Below are 20039 nucleotides of genomic sequence, written 5' to 3' on the forward strand. Positions count from 1 at the left end.
ATTTTTTTGTTAACATAATAAGGATTCTCAGGAAAATTTAAAACCGCACAACAGGTGAAAATCTAAAAAACAAACGTTTGTACTGTTTTCGGGAATTAACTTTCAAGGATCATTTCGTGTGTTCCATGGCAGCCAAAACGTAGGGAACTTGGATAATTTCAAGAACACCGGTTAATTTGGGCTTGCTCAAAGTTAACCGATGTTCTTTTTTATTTTTACGAGCTTTAAAAATGGAGAAAATTCTGTTTTTAATTGATACTAAACATAGAGGAATATGTTGAGCAAGAGAATGGACAAGAGGAGGCTATGTTTTCATGGACAAACGAAGGACAAGATGAGAATATAACTATTAACCTGCATTTGACTGGTTTATCAATTGATAATAGCTCGGCAAAACTTTATTTTTAGAATGAAACATAATGCAGGTTGACAAGATCAGACCACAATTGTACTATTTAAGTGTGACTACAGATGTAGTCATAACTTGATTTTGGAGGGTTTAGGCATGACAAAAATACCACCCATCACGGATGCGGAGCTCGAGGTGATGCGCGTATTGTGGGCCAGTCCGAATTGTCCTTCCAGCCAGGTCGTCAAGCAATTGGCGGAACAAGTGGGGTGGAGCCCGAATACGACAAGGACGCTCCTGAACCGTTTAGTGCAGAAAGAAGCGGCGGGAACAACACAGGAAGAGGGATCCAAACGGAACTTTTTGTTCTATCCACTCATCAGCGAACAAGAATATTTGAAGTCGGAGACTAAATCGTTCATGAAGAAACTGTATGGCGGCGCATTGAAACCCATGCTCGCTAATTTTTTGCAGGATAAGAAGCTGAACGAGAAAGAAATTGATGACTTGAAAGCTTTGTTTGACGAGAGTCGCAACAACGATGATCGATAAGAAAATTGATTAAAGGTAGAACCATTCAGCCTAACGTCGAACCGCCGCGTAAATCGCGGTTTTTTTATTAGTATAATTCCACAAAATTACCCAGCATACAATTGAGACGATGCAACAACCCTTAATTAAAAACCAATTTATGTAAAGACCGGCATCGCCGATTTAATCTTCCATGATCTAGGACTGCTTCCAACGCCAGATTCGCCGGAACCGGAACCTTGGGGTGGAAAAAAACAGCAATAACGAATCCATCGTACGATCAAACTGCTCTCCGGAGGAGTTTTTTTTATTTCATGGATACTCGAAAAGGGTCCGATAAAATAGTGTTGACAAAATATAACTACAACTGTAGTATTGAATTATAACTACACGTGTAGTTTTAAAACAGGATCACAGAAAGGAGTTTTTCACATGAAAACAGCATCAAAATTAGCCATCGCAACCCTCAGCAGTGTTCTACTATTGGGTTCATCGATGAACCTTGAGGTAGACGCGGCTTCTTCCAAGTCAGCCCAGAAGTCGACGGCTAAAAAAGCAGCCGATCAAGCTCCAACGGCAGCGGAAAAAAAGGTGGTTGACGCAGAAATTAAGAGAGTGAAGGATTTGACCGCCAAGACTGGAGATACCTATGTCATGTATTATAAGTACAAGGCACTCAACAGCGGACTTGATCTTAACTACTGGGGGCTGACGAAGGAATACTTTTCCTTTGATGAATATCTCCAGAAAGCATCAACCTTAAAAGGCGTTGTCTTGCAAAAGCCCTCCAACCTGCCAAAAGGTTACACTTTCTCCAAAGCGAGAATCGGAGGACCCTTGGGAGGCAAGTTCATCGATGATTTAAGAGCCGAAGGGAAGAAGAGCGGCAAACCGGTCTTCACGAAAAAAATGGACTGGAAAGAAGCCGACGATATTCGCCTGGAATACACGAACGGGGAAGATACGCTTGCGATTACGAAGTTTGTGGTGGATGCGAAGGAAGGGAAGAAGAAAGGTTATTTTGACGATAACCTTCCAGCAAACATTTTCCCAAAATACATTTATTGGCAAGATGGCGGCAAATTCGGATACAGCCTTTCAACCTCATCCGATATCACCCGAGAACAGAAGATTGAAATTCTAAAAGCAGCGGTCAAGAAGTGATAGGTTGCCTTGAGCATGCGCAGCAGTTCACCCATCCTATGCATTCTGCGCAAGTTAGATTTGGAGGTTGTATATATGAACCGAATACCATCCATAACGGATGCAGAGCTCGAAATTTTGCGGGTATTGTGGCTAAATCCAGATTGCTATTCTAGTGAAGTTGTTCAACAAATGACGGATCGAATGGGCTGGAGCCCGAATACGACCCGAACGCTTCTTAGCCGACTGGTACAGAAGGAAGCGGCGGGCGTGAAGCTGGAGCAGAGTTCGAGGCGTATGCAATTATTTTATCCTCGGTTCAGCGAGCAAGAATATCAGCGTTCCGAGACTACTTCCTTCATGGAGAAGATGTATGGTGGTTCCATTATGCCGATGTTGGCTAATTTCCTCCAAGATGAGAAGCTGAATACGCAGGAAATTGAGGATTTGAAGACGTTATTCGACAATAGCGGCAGAATTGGGGAACTAGAAAAGAGAGAATCTAAATGAGTCCAAGCTTATACGAAACTGTTGTGTCATTCTTCGGCTGGGTGATCCAGGGATCGTTCATGGCAGGCATTCTAGTCATGCTGATCTTGATTCTGCAATTCTTATTCCAAAACAAACTGGAAGCCAGATGGAAATATTTGCTCTGGATACCCGTGGCGATCCGCTTGCTGCTTCCTTGGGCACCAGAGTCTTCTCTTAGCCTTTATAATGTATTATCTCTGGAATCCTTCATGCCTGGCATTCACCAGCAAATGCAAGATCCATCGATAAGTGCAAGCGAGACAGGAGAACACGTAAAGGGTTCTGTTCCGGAGAAATATGGAATTGTAGTTGGGATAACGGAATTAACCGCATCCACGGATACATCGGGAAGCAAGCCGGAGAACCGTTTCTGGTGGAATGAAATTACATCGATGGGCTTTGTTCCAGTCTTGGTACTGATCTGGCTTACGGGTGTACTGCTTCTCGTCGCGAAAACCATATACGATCAGCTGCGATTGCAACATGCCCTGCGCGCTGGTAGCCGTATAGAAACGCCTTTGTTATTGGCCTTGTTCCATGATACACGGCAGCAGCTCGGCGTGAAGCGCAAAGTTGAATTTGTTTCCAGCGAGCGTATTCCCGGTCCGGCCGTCGTTGGGTTTTGTAAGCCGACAGTCGTCATCTCTCCAAGTCTACTGATGTCGCTGCATGAAGGACAGCTTCAGTATATCTTGGCGCATGAATTCGCTCATGTCCGTCGCAGGGATGTAGCCGTGAATTGGATCATGCACTTGGTTCTGATTCTCCATTGGTTCAACCCACTTGTATGGCTTGCAGTGAACAGAGCGCGACAAGATCAAGAGATGGCCTGTGATGCCTTCGTGCTGGATCGAATGAGACCACAGCAAAATAATGCGTATGGGCAGACGATCATCCAAGTGTTGGAACATTTCTCGGGAGATCATCGCCTGCCGGGACTTGCCGGCCTATCTGCGACACATAAACAAATGAAAAGGAGACTTATCATGATCAAACAATTCAATAAAAAATCATATCGCCTTTCTATCTTAGGGATGACAATCATTCTCGCGCTTGGCAGCGTGACGCTGGTCAATGCCAAGGAAAAAGATGATGGGAACGCAACGATAGCTGTTTCAGTACAATCAGAAGCTGGGGACCGTCAATTAGATATCACCTATCCTGAGGAATTCAATGGGTCTAAGGTAGACCGTGCGTTGTATAAGCAAGAAATGGATAAAATGAATAAACTAGCGGCGGATGCAGCTAAGGCACTTCCAGCAGAGGATAAAAAATATATCGACGATGAAATCAATCGCGTGAAGGAATTGGTTAAAGAGACGGGTGACACGTATGTTATCTATCATAAATATAAAGCGTTGAACAGCGGACTTGATCTTAGCTATTGGGGGCTGACGAAGGAATATGCTTCCTTCGATGAATATCTTCAGAAAGCAGCAACCTTAAAAGGCGCTGTCTTGCAAGAGCCTTCCAACCTGCCAGAAGGCTACACTTTCTCCAAAGCGAGAATCGGAGGATCCTTGGGAGGCAAGTTCATCGATGATTTGAGAGCTGAAGGGAAGAAGAGCGGCAAACCGGTCTTCACGAAAAAAATGGACTGGAAAGAAGCCGACGATATTCGCCTGGAATACACGAACGGGAAAGATACGCTTGCGATTACGAAGTATACTGTGGACGCCGATGGAACTAAGAATAATGGATTTTTTGACGATGATTTACCGGCTAATGTTTTCCCAAAATATGTTTTTTGGCAAGATGGCGGTAAATTTGGATATAGCATTTCAACCTCATCGGATCTATCACGACAAGAGAAGATCGAAATTCTGAAAGCTGCAATTAAAAAATAACATCTCAAGGCAGGCGCCCATATCACCCTAGAACTAGGGTCGATATGGGTTTTTTATCTTGGAGCAATTGATATAAGTGAATGATTATCTTAGTAAATTGCTTATCATATAAAAAGTGAGGTGAGTGATGGGCCAGTGGACGGCAACACTGCGGTTTGCTTCGATGGATGAAGTTACGAACTATTACTGTCCAATGACACAAAAGTGCCTACATTGTGGTTTATTGACTTAAAGTTACCTACATAGTCGCGCTATGATGATTTATGCACTAAGAAATGTCCTGTATGAAAAGTCCAAGATAAATAAAAGGAACAGGGAAGGGATCCGCTCGGAGGTAAGTCACCACAGACCAGTCGGAAGGAGTAAAGAAGAAAGCTAAGAGATCACATCGTTAACTGTGATTAGAAAATCTATTCTTTACTGATCGTTCTCAATATGTTACATTTACTATTAGGGAGGGAATCGAATGGCAAGAAGCAAAGAATTCGAAGAGAACGAAGTATTAGATAAGGCGATGAAGCTTTTTTGGGAACAGGGTTACGAGAAGACATCTTTGACAGATCTTGTAGAGCATATGGGAGTTCATCGAAGAAGTTTATATGACACATTTGGCGACAAGCATACGCTGTTTTTGAAAGCCATGGACCGTTTTCGCGATAAAGTGAATGCTGAGCTTACGAGGGAAGTTAAACGTTCCAAGACTGCAACTGAGGCACTTCAGCTTATCTTTAGTTTCATAATAAATGGTGAAGAAGATTCGCCCTCAGGCTGTTTGATGGTGAATTCAGCCGTGGAACTAGCAATGCGCGATGCCAATGTGGATTTGAAGTCCACTGAATCGTTCACATTATCAGAGAAGCTGCTCAAAGATATTATTTTGTGGGGGCAGCAGGATGAAGAATTTAGCTCGGATTACAATGCCGACGATCTAGCGGAACATCTGCATTCTGTTTGTGTGGGGTTAAGGGTAATGACAAGGACCTCCGTGCCTAAAGAAAAATTACATCGAATAGCCGATTTATCAATTAAACTTTTACATAAGTAATTATTATTTAAAAATAATTGCTTATGCATATTCTAGAATGATTGTTCTCATAACTGAGTGTTGTCTCGTTTATAGATCTCTTTAAACGATCCTTCTTGAATATTTTTTAGAATGATCGTTCTCAAAATATGTTTCTTTCCTTGCTTTAGTTTTCTTTCATGAATGATCTATTCTTGTGTTCATTTTAGAATGATCATTCCCATATAGTAGTTAAAAGATGAATAAAAGGAGTAAATAAAATGATGATTTCTGAACAAGTGGCATTTGTAACTGGAGCAAACCGAGGTTTTGGCCGCCATCTCACCCTTGAACTTCTATCCAGAGGGGCTAAGGTTTATGCAGGTGCAAGAAATCCGGAAACCATTGATATTCCAGGCGTTATACCTGTAAAGCTTGATATTACCAACACTCAAGAAGTTGAAGCAGCTGCTATCCTCGCTAAGGACGTTACGCTTTTAATCAACAATGCAGGATCATCTACTGGCGCTTCTTTGCTGGAAGGTGATGTGGACAAAATACAGTTGGAGTTTGATACGCACTTCTTCGGTACGCTATACATGGTTCGTGCTTTTGCACCGATCATTGAGAAAAACGGGGGAGGATCGGTTTTAAATATTCTTTCCGCATTATCTTGGTTTAGTTCCGGAACTGCGGGTGCTTATACAGCCGCGAAGGCTGCAGCATGGGCATTGACGAACGATTTACGTATAAACTTGTATCCACATAATGTGAGAGTAGCAGGATTACATGTTGGCTTTATGGAGACAGACATGACATCCAGCTTAGAAGTTCCCAAAGTAAGTCCTGCAGATATCGCAAAAATAGCTATTGATGGCATAGAATCTGGCAGTTTTGAAATTATTGCTGATGATAACAGCCGAATGATACAAGGTGGACTTGCAGGTGGCGTTCCTGCACTGTACCCTCATCTTTCTTAATAACAATTTCATTTCTAACTTAATTTATAGAGGAGACTACAAAATGAACAAATTGTGGAGTAATACGAAAATTGGAAATATGGAATTACCTCATCGATTAGCAATGGCACCTATGACACGTAGTAGAGCACAAAAGGACGGCACACCGGGAGAACTAAGCTCCCTTTATTATGCTCAGAGAGCATCAATGGGATTAATTATTAGTGAAGGTACACAACCTTCTGATGATGGACAAGGTTATTTAAATTCACCTGGCATCTATACTGAAAAGCAAATAGAAGGTTGGAAAAAGGTTACCGATGCATTACATGAAGCAGGGGGCTTTATGTATATACAATTAATGCATGTGGGCCGTATATCGCACCCCGACAATACTCCGCATCATCGACAAGCAGTTGCACCTTCAGCGATCGCACCTGGTGTAGAAATGTTTACTGATAAAGGAATGCAGGAAATACCCGTTCCACGAGAGCTAAGCGAAGAAGATATTCAAAATACTATTGCAGACTTTCGAAAAGCAGCTGCAGCAGCTATTAAAGCAGGTGCTGATGGGGTTGAAATTCATGGAGCCAACGGTTATCTAATTAATCAATTTATTGGTGAGAATTCTAATAAACGAATCGATAAATACGGTGGATCTGTGGAGAATCGTGCTCGTTTTGCAATCGAAGTAACAAAAGCAGTAGTTGAAGAAATTGGAGCAGAAAGAACCGGTTTCCGGATTTCACCAGGAACACCTCTTGGTGGGATTGATGAAGGCGCACAAGGACCAGAGGTTTATCGCCATCTTGTAAAAGAATTAGCTAAGTTTAATTTAGCATACCTCCATGTTATGCATTTAGGGAATGAAATACTGCTCCGTGAAATTCGTTCAATTTGGTCAAATCCATTATTGGTCAATCGAGCAGGGCGGGCACTTGAAGATATTAGTGTAGATATTGATAGTGGTACTGCTGATGTGGTGCCAGTCGGTATCTGGTCTTTAGCTAATCCGGATTTTGTGGAACGTCTAAAAAAAGGAACACCTTTAAATGAAGTTGATCCTAAAACATTATACGCTGGTAACGGAAGCTTAGGTTATACAGACTACCCTATAATGGAAGAATTAAAAGCTCAACAGCAATAAGTATAAGTGAAACCACAAATGGCGTACAACTGAAAATTGTACGCCATAAGATTTACAAATGGAAAGGAAGCTGGCAGAACATGAGAGCTGCTCAAATACAGAAATACTCAAAAGAAATTCATTTGGAAATAAACAATGTTAAAATACCGAAAATCGATAATCGTGAGGTACTCGTTAAAGTAGAAGCTGCAGGTGTAAATCCTTTAGATATTCTTATTATAAATGGCAGTATCCGAATGATTGCTGATTATGATTTCCCATTAACATTAGGCAATGAACTTTCTGGTGTTATAGAAGCATGTGGTAAAGATGTTGTTGATTTTCAGGTTGGTAACCGAGTTTATACGAGGTTGCCGGTGAATAAAATAGGAGCTTTCGCTGAATATGTGGCGGTCAAAGATGAAGCTATATTTAAAATGCCTAAAAATCTATCCTTTATTGAAGCAGCTGCGGTCCCACTTACTGCTTTAACAGCTTATCAAGCATTGAAAGAAGTGCTCAACGCTCAGCTTAATGCAAAACTATTTATTCCTGGCGGAACTGGCGGATTCGGTGCTATGGCAATCCCTATTGCTAAAGCAATGGGGTTATACGTTATTACAAGTGGCAGTGAAAGAGGTCGATCACGTGTACTGTCGATTGGAGCAGATGAATTTATAAATTATAAGGAGGAAAACTATGCTGAGGTTCTATCCAATATAGATTATGTTATAGACACCTTGGGTACAAACGAAATAAAAAGGGAACTTGATATTTTAAAACCTCAAGGAAAATTAGTATCATTGAAGGCTTTACCAAATTATCGCTTTGCCGTTGAAAATAATCTTCCAATGTGGAAAAAAATGTTGTTTGCTTTAGTAGGTGCACGTTTAGACCGTTTAGCAGCAAGAGATAAAAAAGAATATCACTTTTTATTTGTGCAAGCCAATGGAAGACAGCTACAAGAGATTACTAGCCTTATTGAAAATGACAATATTAAACCTTCAATTGATTCTACTTACAAATTTGATGATATTAATAAGGCGCTACAACAAGTTTCTACTGGTCACTCACAAGGCAAAGTTATTATAACTTTCTAAGGGAGAGAGCGAATCTAGCCGACTGTCTGTGACCGAGAAGAAGACTACTTCGTTTCACTCTGCATACGGTTTGATGAACGGCTGAGACGTGCTTGGTAGTTTGCTCAGCAGCTACCTCGTCCATTTCAAGAGATGGCGGATTCGAATGGGGGAGAACAAAACAAGGTTACCCAGCGAATTGGATCCCAATCAGCCATAACCTTTACTAGACGAGAGTACGGCTCGGACCCTAAAATCTAGCGTGTAACGGTTCGAAAAAAATTCCATCGAGGGATTGACTCGTACTTGTATCTCGAAGATAAATTGACTGAATTAGAACAACATTAAAGAACCGCTACATAAGAGAATATCCATTAAGAAATGCGTGATATGTTAAATAGGGTTTTTCCTGGCAAAATCATGATTTCTAAATACCGAAGGCTATTACCTAATGGAGATAGTCTTTTTGATTGAAGAAAAATTTTTTTTGATGATAGATTTTTTGTTATCATTATAGGGAGGGTGACATTTATAATATGTAGGTAACTTTTTGTCATTGTACATTGTACAACATCCTAGATGTAAACAGGGCTTATTCCAACTCATAGACATATGTACAAAATACGGGTTTTGTGAGGAAGTAGTATATAAATTAATGGAGCAAGCCAATTTAAACCATACTAATGCCAATTAGCTGTCCATAATTGATATCTATACAATATTCAAAATTGTTCATACTAGCTTCCCTTTCATGAACAATTGAATCTCTTTTTAGATATTGATTTGTCTCTAACGAGTATTAAACTTTAAAGTGTATCAGAATCTCGGATTAAACTTTGTGTAGTTATATTTATATGTTTATTGTTGATTGTTCTTTACGTACCTCTTAAATAAAAAAGCTAATTATTACCATTAATTAACTTATATCAGTATCTTTATACCGTTCAGTCTTATAGCTTCAATTTTAAAACATTTCTTTAGCTATCCTTAATTGTCTTTCCCGTTCTTTAGTGGCAGACTCGGCCACTGAGGAATTATTGGATATGTTTACCATTTTAACAGCATAGTCACTGCTTACCATAGCATGTCCTCTCATATGTCCAGTTGCAATGGCTTGTGCAAAAGAACGAGCAGCATACTTACTTGCTTCGGTTGTGGACTCTTTCGCTAATTCATTGACTATGAATCCAACTTTTCTTAAGTCAAAGGCTCTGATACCACCAGCTATACGTTTTTCTAGCGTTTCTATCCCTAAATCAATGCGCGGGTCATTTATAAGATGTTGATCCAGATGATCCAGGTGTTCAACAGCAACGCTCAAAGCCCATTTGGCCAGGAACTTCTGCGGTAATTTTTCAAGCGTTTCTTCAAGTTGATTTCTTAATTCATTATTGTCTACAATCTTTATCTTAGGAATACTGTAAGTAAATTCGTTAGTTGATTTTATTTGCTGCTCATGTTTATTCCATGCATATTTTTCAATATTCAAACGATCACTCCCCCATTACAGCACGGCACTCTTTAATTGTTTCAGATCTTCTTTCATAAAAAGCGTGTACCACACTGAAAAAATGTAAATTAGCCAGATTCTACGCGAATAATCACCTTTATTATTCCGATGCTGGACAAACATTTCTTCGATGATATTCATATTGAAAATTTCTTCAATACCACTATAGCGTATTTGCTCAAACATTATATCTGAAATCGGGGTCTTAAGCCAATCACGAATCGGTACGGGAAATCCTAATTTCGGGCGATTCACAATAGCATCAGGAACAATTCCTTCCATAGCTTTACGCAAAGCGAGTTTTGTTGTATTTTTGCCAATCCGATTGGAGACTGGAATTTTACTAGCCGTTTCGAAAACCTCTTTATCTAAAAACGGGACTCTTAATTCCAATGAATGTGCCATAGACAGCTTATCTGCTTTTGACAAAATATCGCCAGGCAACCAAAAATTCATATCAATAAACTGCATTCTTGTCGTAGGATCTAGGTGCACTGTCTTATCATAAAAAGGCTTAACGATATCCGTCGGATGTAAAAAGCTATTTTGAGCGTGTACCGATTCGTGGAGCAAGTTCATCTTTCCGCTTTTGTTAAAGATATTAGCATTACCGAAAAAGCGTTCCTCTAAAGGTGTCAGCCCCCGAAGTAAATAGTTTTTTCCATAAAAATGATATGGATATATAGACAATGATTTTCGTAACGAATCCTTTATGAAATTGGGCATCCATGTGATGGGTCTTAATGCATCTGGCTCTCTATAGATCCGATATCCTCCGAATAATTCATCAGCGCCTTCCCCGGATAGGACAACCGTGACATGATCTTTTGCAAGCTGATTGAGATGATAAAGAGCGATGGCGGAAGGATCCGCGACAGGCTCATCTAGATGCCATACCGTTTTCGGAATACTATCAAAAAAGTCTTCTGTAGATAAAATGTGAAAATAATGATCCGTTCCCAGTTTAGCTGCCGTTTGATTTGCAATGATCGTTTCATTGTTTACCCCTTCAAATCCAATCGAAAAGGTCTTTGTGGATTCTACTGCTTTCATCATTGCAGCTATAGCTGTAGAGTCAATTCCACTGGACAAAAAACATCCTCTATTCACATCACTTTGTAAATGAAGGTTTACAGACTCTTTCAATTTCCACTGAATTTCTTCCGCATAGTCTGCTAAAGATCGTTTTACCGGATGAAAATGGGGTTCCCAATATTTCTCGATCTTCATTTCACCTTTAGCGTTAACAAATACTCGCTCTGCAGGTCCTAATTTATAAATATGTTCAAACATCGTATCCGGTTGCGGCACATACTGAAAAGTTAAGTAGCTAAATAAACTTTGATACTGAAGCTTTCTTGGTACTCCGTGAACTGCAAGAATGCTTTTAATTTCCGAAGCAAATAAAAGGTTATTCTCATCTTTGTAATAATAAAAAGGCTTGATGCCAAAATGATCTCTGGCAGCAAAAAGCGTCTGTTCCTTAACATCCCAAATCGCAAAACTAAACATTCCTCGTAAATGATGGACACAGTCCTTACCGTATTCCTCATATAAATGCACAATGACCTCTGTATCTGATTGCGTTTGAAAGTGATGTCCCTTTAACTTAAGCTGATCTCGTAGTGTTTTATAATTATAGATTTCACCATTAAAAACAATCCAAAGGGAACGATCTTCATTCGTCATCGGTTGATTTCCATCACGTAAATCTATAACGGATAACCTACGAAAACCGAGCCCAATTCGAGAATCGAGCCATACGCCTTCATGATTAGGACCTCGGTGATTCATTGCGCCTGTCATTTGTTTTAAGGTTTCTTCTTGCGGGGGTTGTCCATTACATTTTAAGATTCCTGCTATTCCGCACATGCTATTGTAGTCCTTCCTATAGTAAAGATTAGGATATAGAGTGCCCACAATTGCGTTGATCAATCATCTTTTTTTAGAATCACGCAGGTGAATCGTACTTTAATCCATAAGAAAACGCCGAATGATTCACTATATGAATCGTTCGACGTGTTTGGATAAGGCTATATAAAGTTACTGTTCGCTAATAAGCTGCTTAACGATCTTCGCCCCCTGTTTGCGTAAGGCATCGTAATCGTATACTTCTTTAATTTCACCTAACTGGCTTTCAATAGTAGTTAGATCATTCATTTTATAATAGTTACTCAAAATCTCGTACGGTGTCATTCCTGGTTTCTTCCCAGGTACATCTTCTATCGCTTCTTTCCATGGTAAGTTTGCCTTATCCATCGTTAGCTCCAAAGCAGCCCCAGTTTCATAACGGATACTTCTTTCTAAGAAAGAAGGCGACTCCGCTTGTCCGTTAGCAATAAAATCATATGCTTGCATAAATGTCACATGGTAAGGCTCCTGCTTAGTGGCCAGCACCATTAAATTACGGCCAGTTAACTTACTATAACGATATTCCAAATACCTTGCAGAACCTTCGATAGCCTCTGTCTTCGTCTCGCCAATTAATTGCGGCCATTTATAGTATCTGTAATTTCGTACAACTGTCCAATCATGTAAATACTGTTGAACGAGTTCAGGATTGCTTTCAGCCATTGCTTGATCCAACAGTTTGAATTCGATACCCATCAATGCGTAATTTTCTTCATTTATAGGATAGTTTTCGATATGCTCAGCACCATTGGCATCATACGTCCAGTCTTTTTGTTTGAAGATATGAAACCCTTCGTGCAATAAAAAAGATGAAAAATCAAAATACAGCGCGGGATCGCTGAACATTTTGGGATAATACTTAAAATACATTGTTTCCATACCTTTCAGATTTAGCGTTCCAAAATTAGCTGGAAACCATGCTGAGAGGGTTGTCGGTGAAAAACGACTGATACGATATACCTTCGGTAAGCCCATCGACTCAGGCAGACTGATTTCTTGAGCAAAAATCCCTTTCTTCATAGGCACATTCACGGCAAACCCTTCGCTACGAAACAGACCGCTATCCTTAGTCGTTCGTACCAGTAACAAGGGTTTGGAGTCAAATCGATAATCCTTATTCCAGAGCTGATCACTGGATTGCTCAAAATGGTTATACAACTCGGATAACTCTGTCAGCATCCGCCGATCGGTTTCAGGCAAGGATTCAAACGTAGTACGGTAGGTCTTATTTAATAAAATCGATACCGTGCATATTCCAACTATTGCTGCCAATATCGTTAATAGAATGTTTCTTTTTCTATTTCTTTTGCTCATGATTTACCTCGCTGTTTATCTCTTGTTATATGAGTAGTATGATATAAGCTAAAAAAAACGTCAAATGATTCACTATATGAATCGTTCGACGTTTTCTTATTCACTCTTATTTTATCTCACTCATGAAGTTTCTGAAGTTCTCCACGATTTCTTTCGATTTAGTATGGTGTAAATAATGATCGCCTTCAAACATCATCATCTTCCCATGCAAGGAATCTTTGATCTGTTCTTCATGTAAAGCTGCCCAGCCCTCAACATCCGAATTATCTTTTACTAAGAAGAACATCACGGGAAGTTCTTTAGGGAACTTTAAGTTTTCTGCGGCTTTGAAGTTGCTTGAGAAATGATCTGCTTCGTTGATGATGTTCGGATTCATCATGTTTTTAAGCGAAAGCATTCTATTTTGCTCTTTCGTTTCATCATCAACATCGGGTGCAATGATTTGATCAGGCGAGAGTTTAACCAGCAATCTGTAGAAACCTGATTGTTTAAGTGATTTTAAGGCTGCTGTTGGAAGTTCATCGCCGGCTCCTTGTGCCGGAACACTGCTGTCGATCCCTACGAATGCACTAACTTCGTTTTTATATTTGTTCACATAGTCTAGAGCATAAATTCCGGATATGGAGTGTCCCATCAGAATATAACGGTCTATATTTAATTGTTGTAAACTTTCATGTAACTCACTCACTATATTTTCAGTACTTCGTTCTTTTTCCGTGATATCACTTAATCCATAGCCAAATGGCTCAATCACAACCACTTTGTAAAATGGAGATAACTCGTCTACAAGCGGCTTAAAATCAATACCCGGCGCTGCAGTTCCATATCCTGGTAATAATACTACCGTCTCTTCACCATTTCCTTGAATCGTGACGTTCATTTTTTTTCCATCTACAGGTACAAGCTGACCATAGGGTTCAATTTTTCCTTTCTCGATTTTGTTGCAGATCACATTAACAGTAAAAACAATGGCTAGAAAAAGCGCTATGGCTATGACTATAACTCCTATTGCTTTCAGTAAAAAGAAAAATGTCTTTTTCATCATGTATTTCCCGCTCCCCACATATTTATATCTTCTCTTCTGTCCATTTCATTCTAACAATCCAGTCTTAGATCCTGTGAAACACAAGTTTAAGTGAACCTTAACTTTCAGCATCAGCTAACGAAATCAAATTAAGCTTCCGTTAAGATAACTTTTATAAATATGATTCCACTTTCGTCCATTTGATATCATAAAAAAACACCTTTAGATATTCGCTGATTAGCCCATAAGACCATTCAACGATATTCTAAAGGTGTAAATTCACTTCATTAGATAATATTAGTTCAAAGTTTCTTTACGCGATAAACGAATTTTTTCAGGCGTAACATCATTTCCCTCAGGATCTACAATCGTTACTCCCGATAGACTGTTACGAACTTGTCCACGAATTTCACGCAGATAATCTTCACGCAAAGCGATCTGTTCCACCCATTCACTTTTTGTCAGACCTTCTTCACGTTCTTTCCTGGCTAGTTCATTAATACGAGTCAAACTGGTAATCATCTATGTTCCTCTTTTCTAAGTTTTTATTAGCTTGCTAATAAATTTACAACCATCTGTTTCATAAGCCTTCTTAATAATAAACGTTCTTCGGGTAAAATTCCTGTTAATAATTTATCCAATTGCTTATTCCATATACGTTCCACAGGTTCACAAAGATTACGTCCGGCTGGAGTTAGATACACTCGGCTTACTCTGCCATCTTCAGGATCTCTTTTTCGAACAACAAACCCATGACTCTCAAGTGATTTCACCATATTCGTAATAGTTGGAGGCTCACAATTCAGACTTTCGCTTAACTGGATCTGTGTCATTCCATCTGATCTCCATAACCGGCATAATAACTGTTCTTGGCCCACATGAAGATTAAATTCTCTAAGCAATGCTGCATAATCTCTACGCATTTCCGCTGAAATTCTATCCAGTAGTTCTCTTATCTCATCTTCAATCACAGCTTTTTCCCCCGAACCACCTTACAAATTAATTAGCATGCTAATTATATCATGTTTTTAAGAGGATTTCAAAGGTGGACGATTTTTAGATATCACCCACCAACGAATCCTCTTTAGGTTGGTACTTCATCATATAGAAATGGTCTTCAATTACTGTTTCTCGGGAGTCTCACTTCAAAGATTGTCCGCACCACACTGCTTTGCGCAGATACTGTTCCATTATGCTGCTCTACTATATTTTTAGTAATAAACAAGCCAAGTCCCGTACTTCCTGTTGGATGTGTTCGTGCACGATCACCCGTGTAAAACATATCAAAAATTCGTGGCAGCTCTTCCGGCTCAATACAATTCCCATAGTTAATTACTTCAACGACTACCTCGTTAGCGTCCAAGTAACCGTGAATATCAATAAATTGACCATCGTTTCCGTATCGGGCCGCATTCGTAAGAAGGTTCTCAAATACACGAGCTAACAATTCCCCGTCACCGTAAATCATCAGAGGTTGTGTCATATCCAATCTGGAGGTTAGGCCATTTTTCTCAAAGACTGGATATAATTCTTCATTTAATTGTAAGAGAAGCTCACTGAGATCAATCGAGGATTTCTCAAGCTTAAGCTTGCCGTAATTCATTCTTGTAATTTCAAACAGCTCATCAATCAATTTTTCTAAACGTTGAGATTTAGTATAAGCAATCGTCGTATAATGCCTGGTCTGTTCAGGAGTTAACTGATTGTCTTTCAAAATAAAATCCAAATAACCAATAACCGAGGTTAGGGGTGTACGCAAATCATGCGCCAGGTTCAACACGAGTTGATCTTTACTGCTCTCGGCAATGTCTCCCCGCTCAATGGCTTCTTGCATATTCTCAATGGCTAGATTGAGATCATGACCAATCATTCCAAATTCATCTTTGGAGGGTATATCTACTCGTTCAGAGAAATCACCTGACGCTAGTTGATGAATCCCCTTTGAGATTTCTTTGAAGTATTTTGCATACGGCTTAGTGAATAAGAAGAAAAATAGAATGGCTAGTGGTATAAAGATAATTAAAAATGTATTCACATCTCCAATATCTCTTATTACATAGCGAACTTTGGTTAGTGGATTCTCAAATTTCACCTCAGAGTGATAATATCGCTGGAGCGCCTTATAGATTAAAAAGGTTATCCCACCGGATACTAGCATACTGGCCATCAGCAGCATAATCATTTTTGTACGAAAACTATAAATCATTTTAGGCATTGGATGTATACCCTTCCCCTACAGTATTTATCTTTGTAGAGATAATGGTATATGAATTCAATCTAAATCTCAAATTATTAGCATCAGAGATCCTTCTTCTCAAAAATCCGCAAAGAAATGAGATAAGAACAGCTGAGTAAAAACACGTAAGCGAGTCCTAGTATGATATAAGGAATAAAGTTAGACTTCACTCCAGAGCTATGCCAGTTCTCTAGGTCAGGAAACCATTGAAGCAAGCTGCCGATCACGTTCGGACCAACCATTATAATCATCATAAATACGAGATTAACCACTTGCGTTCCTTTAGCCCCTAACCAGTAATGAATCGGTAAATAAAGCATAGCGAGGAGTGGGAAAATAGATATCGCAATACCAACCTCTTGCCAAAAATGAGGGGTTACCTCTTTACCTGTCATAATAATCAGGAGATAGGTAAAAGCAGTTGCTGCCAGCCCAACAAGAGCATACGGAAGGATTGAGAAGTATTTAGCACGGACAAGCTCTTGTCTCCGCACAGGGAGATTAACGAGAAACCGTTGCGTCAGCTGCTGAGTATCCATAGAACAGGAGCTTATCAACAACAGCATGGGTGGCATTAGCGTAAATAAACTGAAGCTATGATAGTTCGAGTAAGCTATAAAAATAAAGAAAGGGATTAGCAGCATCAGAAATTTACGCAGAAGAATGAAGTCTTTTTGAATAAGATAAAATGAATGATACACTATAAGTCCTCCTTAGCTTATAACTCTTCCCTGCTAAACAATCGTAGTGAAATCTTATATGAGAAGTACAAGATGAATAGATAAACGATCCCTATCAAACCTATCTGCACCAGATGATCTTGCAGCTTTAAATGGGTTATTTTTGAGAAAACTGATGAATGTGAGAGTGAAGATCCAGCGTTTATGGTGGTTATCGTTATAACTACATTAAAAAAGATATTGAAGTAATAGTTTTTGTATCCAAGCCAATAATGAATCGGCAGATAAATAGACGCAGTCAAAGGAATCATAAGTAACGTTAAAGATACCCCTATCCAATACACTGGGCTAATGGAATATCCAAATGAAAAGGAAATTAGAAACAAAGCAAAAGAGCAAACCAAACCGATGAAACTATAAGGAATCAGTGATAAGTATTTAGCCAAAACAAACTCTTGCCGACTTACTGGCAGTCCAATAACAAACTTTGTATTGTTATTCTGCGCATCCATTGAACAGGAGTATACGAGCAGTAGTAAAGATTGAAAGGTAGCAAACATACTGGAGCTATCCAATTGTACATATGCAACAAACAAAATACTCAAGAGAAATAAAGGAATGAAATTCCGCAGGAGAATAATGTCTTTCCGAATTAACAGCAAGAGATTAAACATACAAAGCGTTTCCCTTTACCGTAAAATACATGATTTCTTCCAGAGTAGGTGTCTCGCATATGGCATGATCTCTAAAGAATCGTTCGCCCTCAGAGCGATTGTTCAGAAGACCCTCGAAACCAACTTCCGTCTCTCTAAGCCCGATGAACCATTTCCGCACATCCCGATCAAGCAACTCCTTGTTGCCTTTTACCAGCATATATTTATTAGGGAGAGATTCTTTCATCTCATTAAAAACTAACCTCCCCTCATTCACAAAAACAATATAATCCGCTATCCGGTCTAAATCAGTCGTGTTATGCGTGGAGAAAAGAATAGATTTCTTCTCATCCTGGATATGCTCACTAAGCAGATCAAGCAGTTCTCTTCGGAATATGGGATCAAGACCTGCAGTAGGTTCGTCCATGATGAGCAGGTCTGCACCGTGTGATAAAGCAATGGCGAGCGAATACTTCATTTTCATCCCTTTGGAGAGCTCCTTAATCTTTTTCCGCGGGGAAAGCTTAAACATCTCTATGTATTTCCTATAAGTCTCTTTATCCCACTGACTATAAAAGGGAGCAATCATCTTACTCATCTGATCGATGGTTAATTGCTCGTAAAAGTGATTCTCATCGGAAACATACCCAATTCGCTCTTTGTACTTTGCATTCTTTACGGTTGTTTCTTTGCCGAAAATCTCGATATTTCCTTGGTCGGGTTGTACCATACCCATCATCATTTTAATTAATGTTGTTTTCCCTGCCCCATTGGGTCCTATTAACCCCGTTATATACCCTTCCTTAATACCGAACGTAAGTTCGCATAGGCTAAAATGGCCATATTTTTTAGATATTTGATTCAATTGAATGACATCGTTCATTCTGTCTCCTCCTCATACAGCAATTTCAACATCTCACTGAACTCAGCAAAATCAATCCCTAACATTTTACTCTCGTCGATAATCTCCTTCATTTTGTTCTCCATGATCCGTAACCGTTGTTCACGAATAAACTCCTGATCCGCACCAGAAACAAAGGAGCCTTTTCCCACAATGGAATTGATAAGCCCTTCTCTCTCCAGTTCTTCGTAAGCTCGTTTTGTTGTAATTACGCTAATCTGCAGCTCTTTAGCTAACAGTCGAATAGAAGGTAAAGGCGTACCTGAGACTAACTCTCCTTGCAGGATCATCTGGCGGATCTGACTTACAATCTGTGCATAGATGGGTTCACCGGAAGTGTTGGATATCAATATGTTCATGAACTCGTGCCCTCACTCCTAGTTTATGTGTGTTCAATGTATATATGTAATATATACACTATACTCATTGTTGTCAATGATCTTTCAAAATCCACAAAAAACAAGCCGATTCCTATGAACTCAGGGTCAGCTTGCTTGACATTCAGCATATATAATCATCATCACATCAATCCAGCACTTCTTAAAAAGCGACTAACAATGTCTATCTGATAGCGAATACGAAGGTCACGATCAAGACTCCAGCATGTTTCCACAGTAAATGCCTTCGCTCCTATGATGCGGGAGACGGCTGAACGTGACGAGCCGGGGCGCTCTCGTAAACGGATATTAAAATGATAAGAAGTATTAGCGATTGTACGATTAATGTCTTTTATGAGACGTCTTGCCGTAACCGTACCTTGGCTCCCCGGCTTAATAATAATAGACTGACCGAGGCGTTTCGGATTTCTTTGAGACAAACCGTTCGCTTCATGGAGATCAAGGTACCAGGTGGGGCGATAACGCCGTACTAATTGAAGCAAGGCTACGGATAACGGATGTTTGGCAGATCCATTCCGAGTACGCGGAAACGTTCGGTTCAAATCGGGCACGCCCCGAATTCGTTTGCGATAAGCTTTTTGATTCATGAGGGGAACAATAATAAGCGTACCACGGTAAATATATAGTTCTCCTTGTCTTAAGTGATTCACGATGTTTTTCGCCGCACGAATGCTTGCCGTTTCATTTCCGTGTATGCCGGACACCACCATAAACACAGGACCAGGGAGCCCGCCACTGATCACGTAATAAGGGGTGGCATGGGATGTGGACGATGCTAAGGTATAGTTCTCAATGATCATCATGCTTCACCTCCGCATTTAGGTGTCCATATATTTGTATTCCG

The 20039-nt window shown here is 39.8% G+C and carries 20 protein-coding genes; 8 read left to right on the forward strand and 12 right to left on the reverse strand.

What is annotated here, in order from left to right; all coding sequences use genetic code 11:
• The first annotated feature begins 505 nt into the window (after window positions 1–505).
• The 8 genes from MKX41_RS09090 to MKX41_RS09125 all read left to right on the forward strand — a co-directional run bounded on the left by MKX41_RS09090 (window position 506) and on the right by MKX41_RS09125 (window position 8589).
• Window positions 506–901 (forward strand): BlaI/MecI/CopY family transcriptional regulator, encoded by a 396-nt coding sequence (locus MKX41_RS09090; protein WP_076283655.1) that lies wholly within the window; start codon window positions 506–508, stop codon window positions 899–901.
• Window positions 902–1312: 411 nt separating this feature from the next.
• On the forward strand, window positions 1313–2044 hold the full coding sequence (locus tag MKX41_RS09095; RefSeq protein ID WP_340969768.1) for a hypothetical protein: 732 nt from the start codon (window positions 1313–1315) through the stop codon (window positions 2042–2044).
• 75 nt (window positions 2045–2119) lie between these two features.
• Entirely contained in the window at window positions 2120–2533 is a 414-nt protein-coding gene (locus MKX41_RS09100; RefSeq protein ID WP_339264886.1) for a BlaI/MecI/CopY family transcriptional regulator, read from the forward strand.
• Entirely contained in the window at window positions 2530–4401 is a 1872-nt protein-coding gene (locus MKX41_RS09105) for a M56 family metallopeptidase (RefSeq protein WP_340969770.1), read from the forward strand. Before MKX41_RS09100 ends, MKX41_RS09105 begins: the two co-directional genes overlap by 4 nt.
• Window positions 4402–4867: 466 nt before the next feature.
• On the forward strand, window positions 4868–5446 hold the full coding sequence (locus tag MKX41_RS09110) for a TetR/AcrR family transcriptional regulator (protein ID WP_076283651.1): 579 nt from the start codon (window positions 4868–4870) through the stop codon (window positions 5444–5446).
• Window positions 5447–5685: 239 nt separating this feature from the next.
• Complete coding sequence (locus MKX41_RS09115) at window positions 5686–6384, forward strand: SDR family oxidoreductase (protein ID WP_076283650.1); 699 nt, start codon at window positions 5686–5688, stop codon at window positions 6382–6384.
• 43 nt (window positions 6385–6427) lie between these two features.
• Entirely contained in the window at window positions 6428–7510 is a 1083-nt protein-coding gene (locus MKX41_RS09120; RefSeq protein ID WP_340969773.1) for an alkene reductase, read from the forward strand.
• Window positions 7511–7590: 80 nt separating this feature from the next.
• Window positions 7591–8589, forward strand: coding sequence for an NADP-dependent oxidoreductase (locus tag MKX41_RS09125; RefSeq protein ID WP_340969776.1), 999 nt, complete (start codon window positions 7591–7593; stop codon window positions 8587–8589).
• A 943-nt stretch (window positions 8590–9532) separates the two neighbouring features.
• Here MKX41_RS09125 and MKX41_RS09130 read toward each other — a convergent pair.
• The 12 genes from MKX41_RS09130 to MKX41_RS09185 form a co-directional block, all read right to left on the reverse strand.
• Window positions 9533–10057 carry a putative immunity protein gene (locus MKX41_RS09130; RefSeq protein WP_340969778.1) on the reverse strand — a complete coding sequence of 175 codons (525 nt, stop codon included), beginning with the start codon at window positions 10055–10057 and terminating at the stop codon, window positions 9533–9535.
• Window positions 10058–10072: 15 nt separating this feature from the next.
• The gene (asnB, locus tag MKX41_RS09135; RefSeq protein ID WP_340969781.1) at window positions 10073–11950 is read right to left on the reverse strand and encodes an asparagine synthase (glutamine-hydrolyzing); all 1878 of its coding nucleotides are present in this window, start codon (window positions 11948–11950) and stop codon (window positions 10073–10075) included.
• Window positions 11951–12121: 171 nt separating this feature from the next.
• On the reverse strand, window positions 12122–13303 hold the full coding sequence (locus MKX41_RS09140) for a hypothetical protein (protein WP_340969783.1): 1182 nt from the start codon (window positions 13301–13303) through the stop codon (window positions 12122–12124).
• 106 nt (window positions 13304–13409) lie between these two features.
• Window positions 13410–14348, reverse strand: a complete 939-nt coding sequence (locus tag MKX41_RS09145; RefSeq protein WP_340969786.1) for an alpha/beta fold hydrolase — start codon at window positions 14346–14348, stop codon at window positions 13410–13412.
• Window positions 14349–14624: 276 nt separating this feature from the next.
• Complete coding sequence (locus MKX41_RS09150) at window positions 14625–14849, reverse strand: DUF896 domain-containing protein (RefSeq protein WP_042188496.1); 225 nt, start codon at window positions 14847–14849, stop codon at window positions 14625–14627.
• A 26-nt stretch (window positions 14850–14875) separates the two neighbouring features.
• On the reverse strand, window positions 14876–15298 hold the full coding sequence (locus tag MKX41_RS09155; RefSeq protein ID WP_231573276.1) for a MarR family winged helix-turn-helix transcriptional regulator: 423 nt from the start codon (window positions 15296–15298) through the stop codon (window positions 14876–14878).
• Between the two features lie 146 nt (window positions 15299–15444).
• On the reverse strand, window positions 15445–16542 hold the full coding sequence (locus tag MKX41_RS09160) for a HAMP domain-containing sensor histidine kinase (protein WP_042188498.1): 1098 nt from the start codon (window positions 16540–16542) through the stop codon (window positions 15445–15447).
• Window positions 16543–16625: 83 nt separating this feature from the next.
• On the reverse strand, window positions 16626–17264 hold the full coding sequence (locus MKX41_RS09165) for an ABC-2 transporter permease (RefSeq protein ID WP_340969790.1): 639 nt from the start codon (window positions 17262–17264) through the stop codon (window positions 16626–16628).
• Window positions 17265–17281: 17 nt separating this feature from the next.
• Window positions 17282–17917 carry an ABC-2 transporter permease gene (locus MKX41_RS09170; RefSeq protein WP_340969793.1) on the reverse strand — a complete coding sequence of 212 codons (636 nt, stop codon included), beginning with the start codon at window positions 17915–17917 and terminating at the stop codon, window positions 17282–17284.
• Window positions 17910–18779 (reverse strand): ABC transporter ATP-binding protein, encoded by an 870-nt coding sequence (locus MKX41_RS09175; protein WP_340969795.1) that lies wholly within the window; start codon window positions 18777–18779, stop codon window positions 17910–17912. Before MKX41_RS09175 ends, MKX41_RS09170 begins: the two co-directional genes overlap by 8 nt.
• Window positions 18776–19156, reverse strand: a complete 381-nt coding sequence (locus MKX41_RS09180) for a GntR family transcriptional regulator (protein ID WP_042188506.1) — start codon at window positions 19154–19156, stop codon at window positions 18776–18778. The genes MKX41_RS09175 and MKX41_RS09180 overlap by 4 nt, the downstream gene beginning before the upstream one ends.
• Before the next feature lie 161 nt (window positions 19157–19317).
• A complete protein-coding gene (locus MKX41_RS09185) occupies window positions 19318–19995 on the reverse strand; it encodes a succinylglutamate desuccinylase/aspartoacylase domain-containing protein (protein WP_340974854.1) in 678 nt (225 codons plus the stop codon).
• Between the last annotated feature and the right edge of the window lie 44 nt (window positions 19996–20039).

The sequence above is a fragment of the Paenibacillus sp. FSL R5-0475 genome (assembly GCF_038004585.1).
In the GTDB taxonomy this organism is placed as follows: Bacteria; Bacillota; Bacilli; order Paenibacillales; family Paenibacillaceae; genus Paenibacillus_AQ.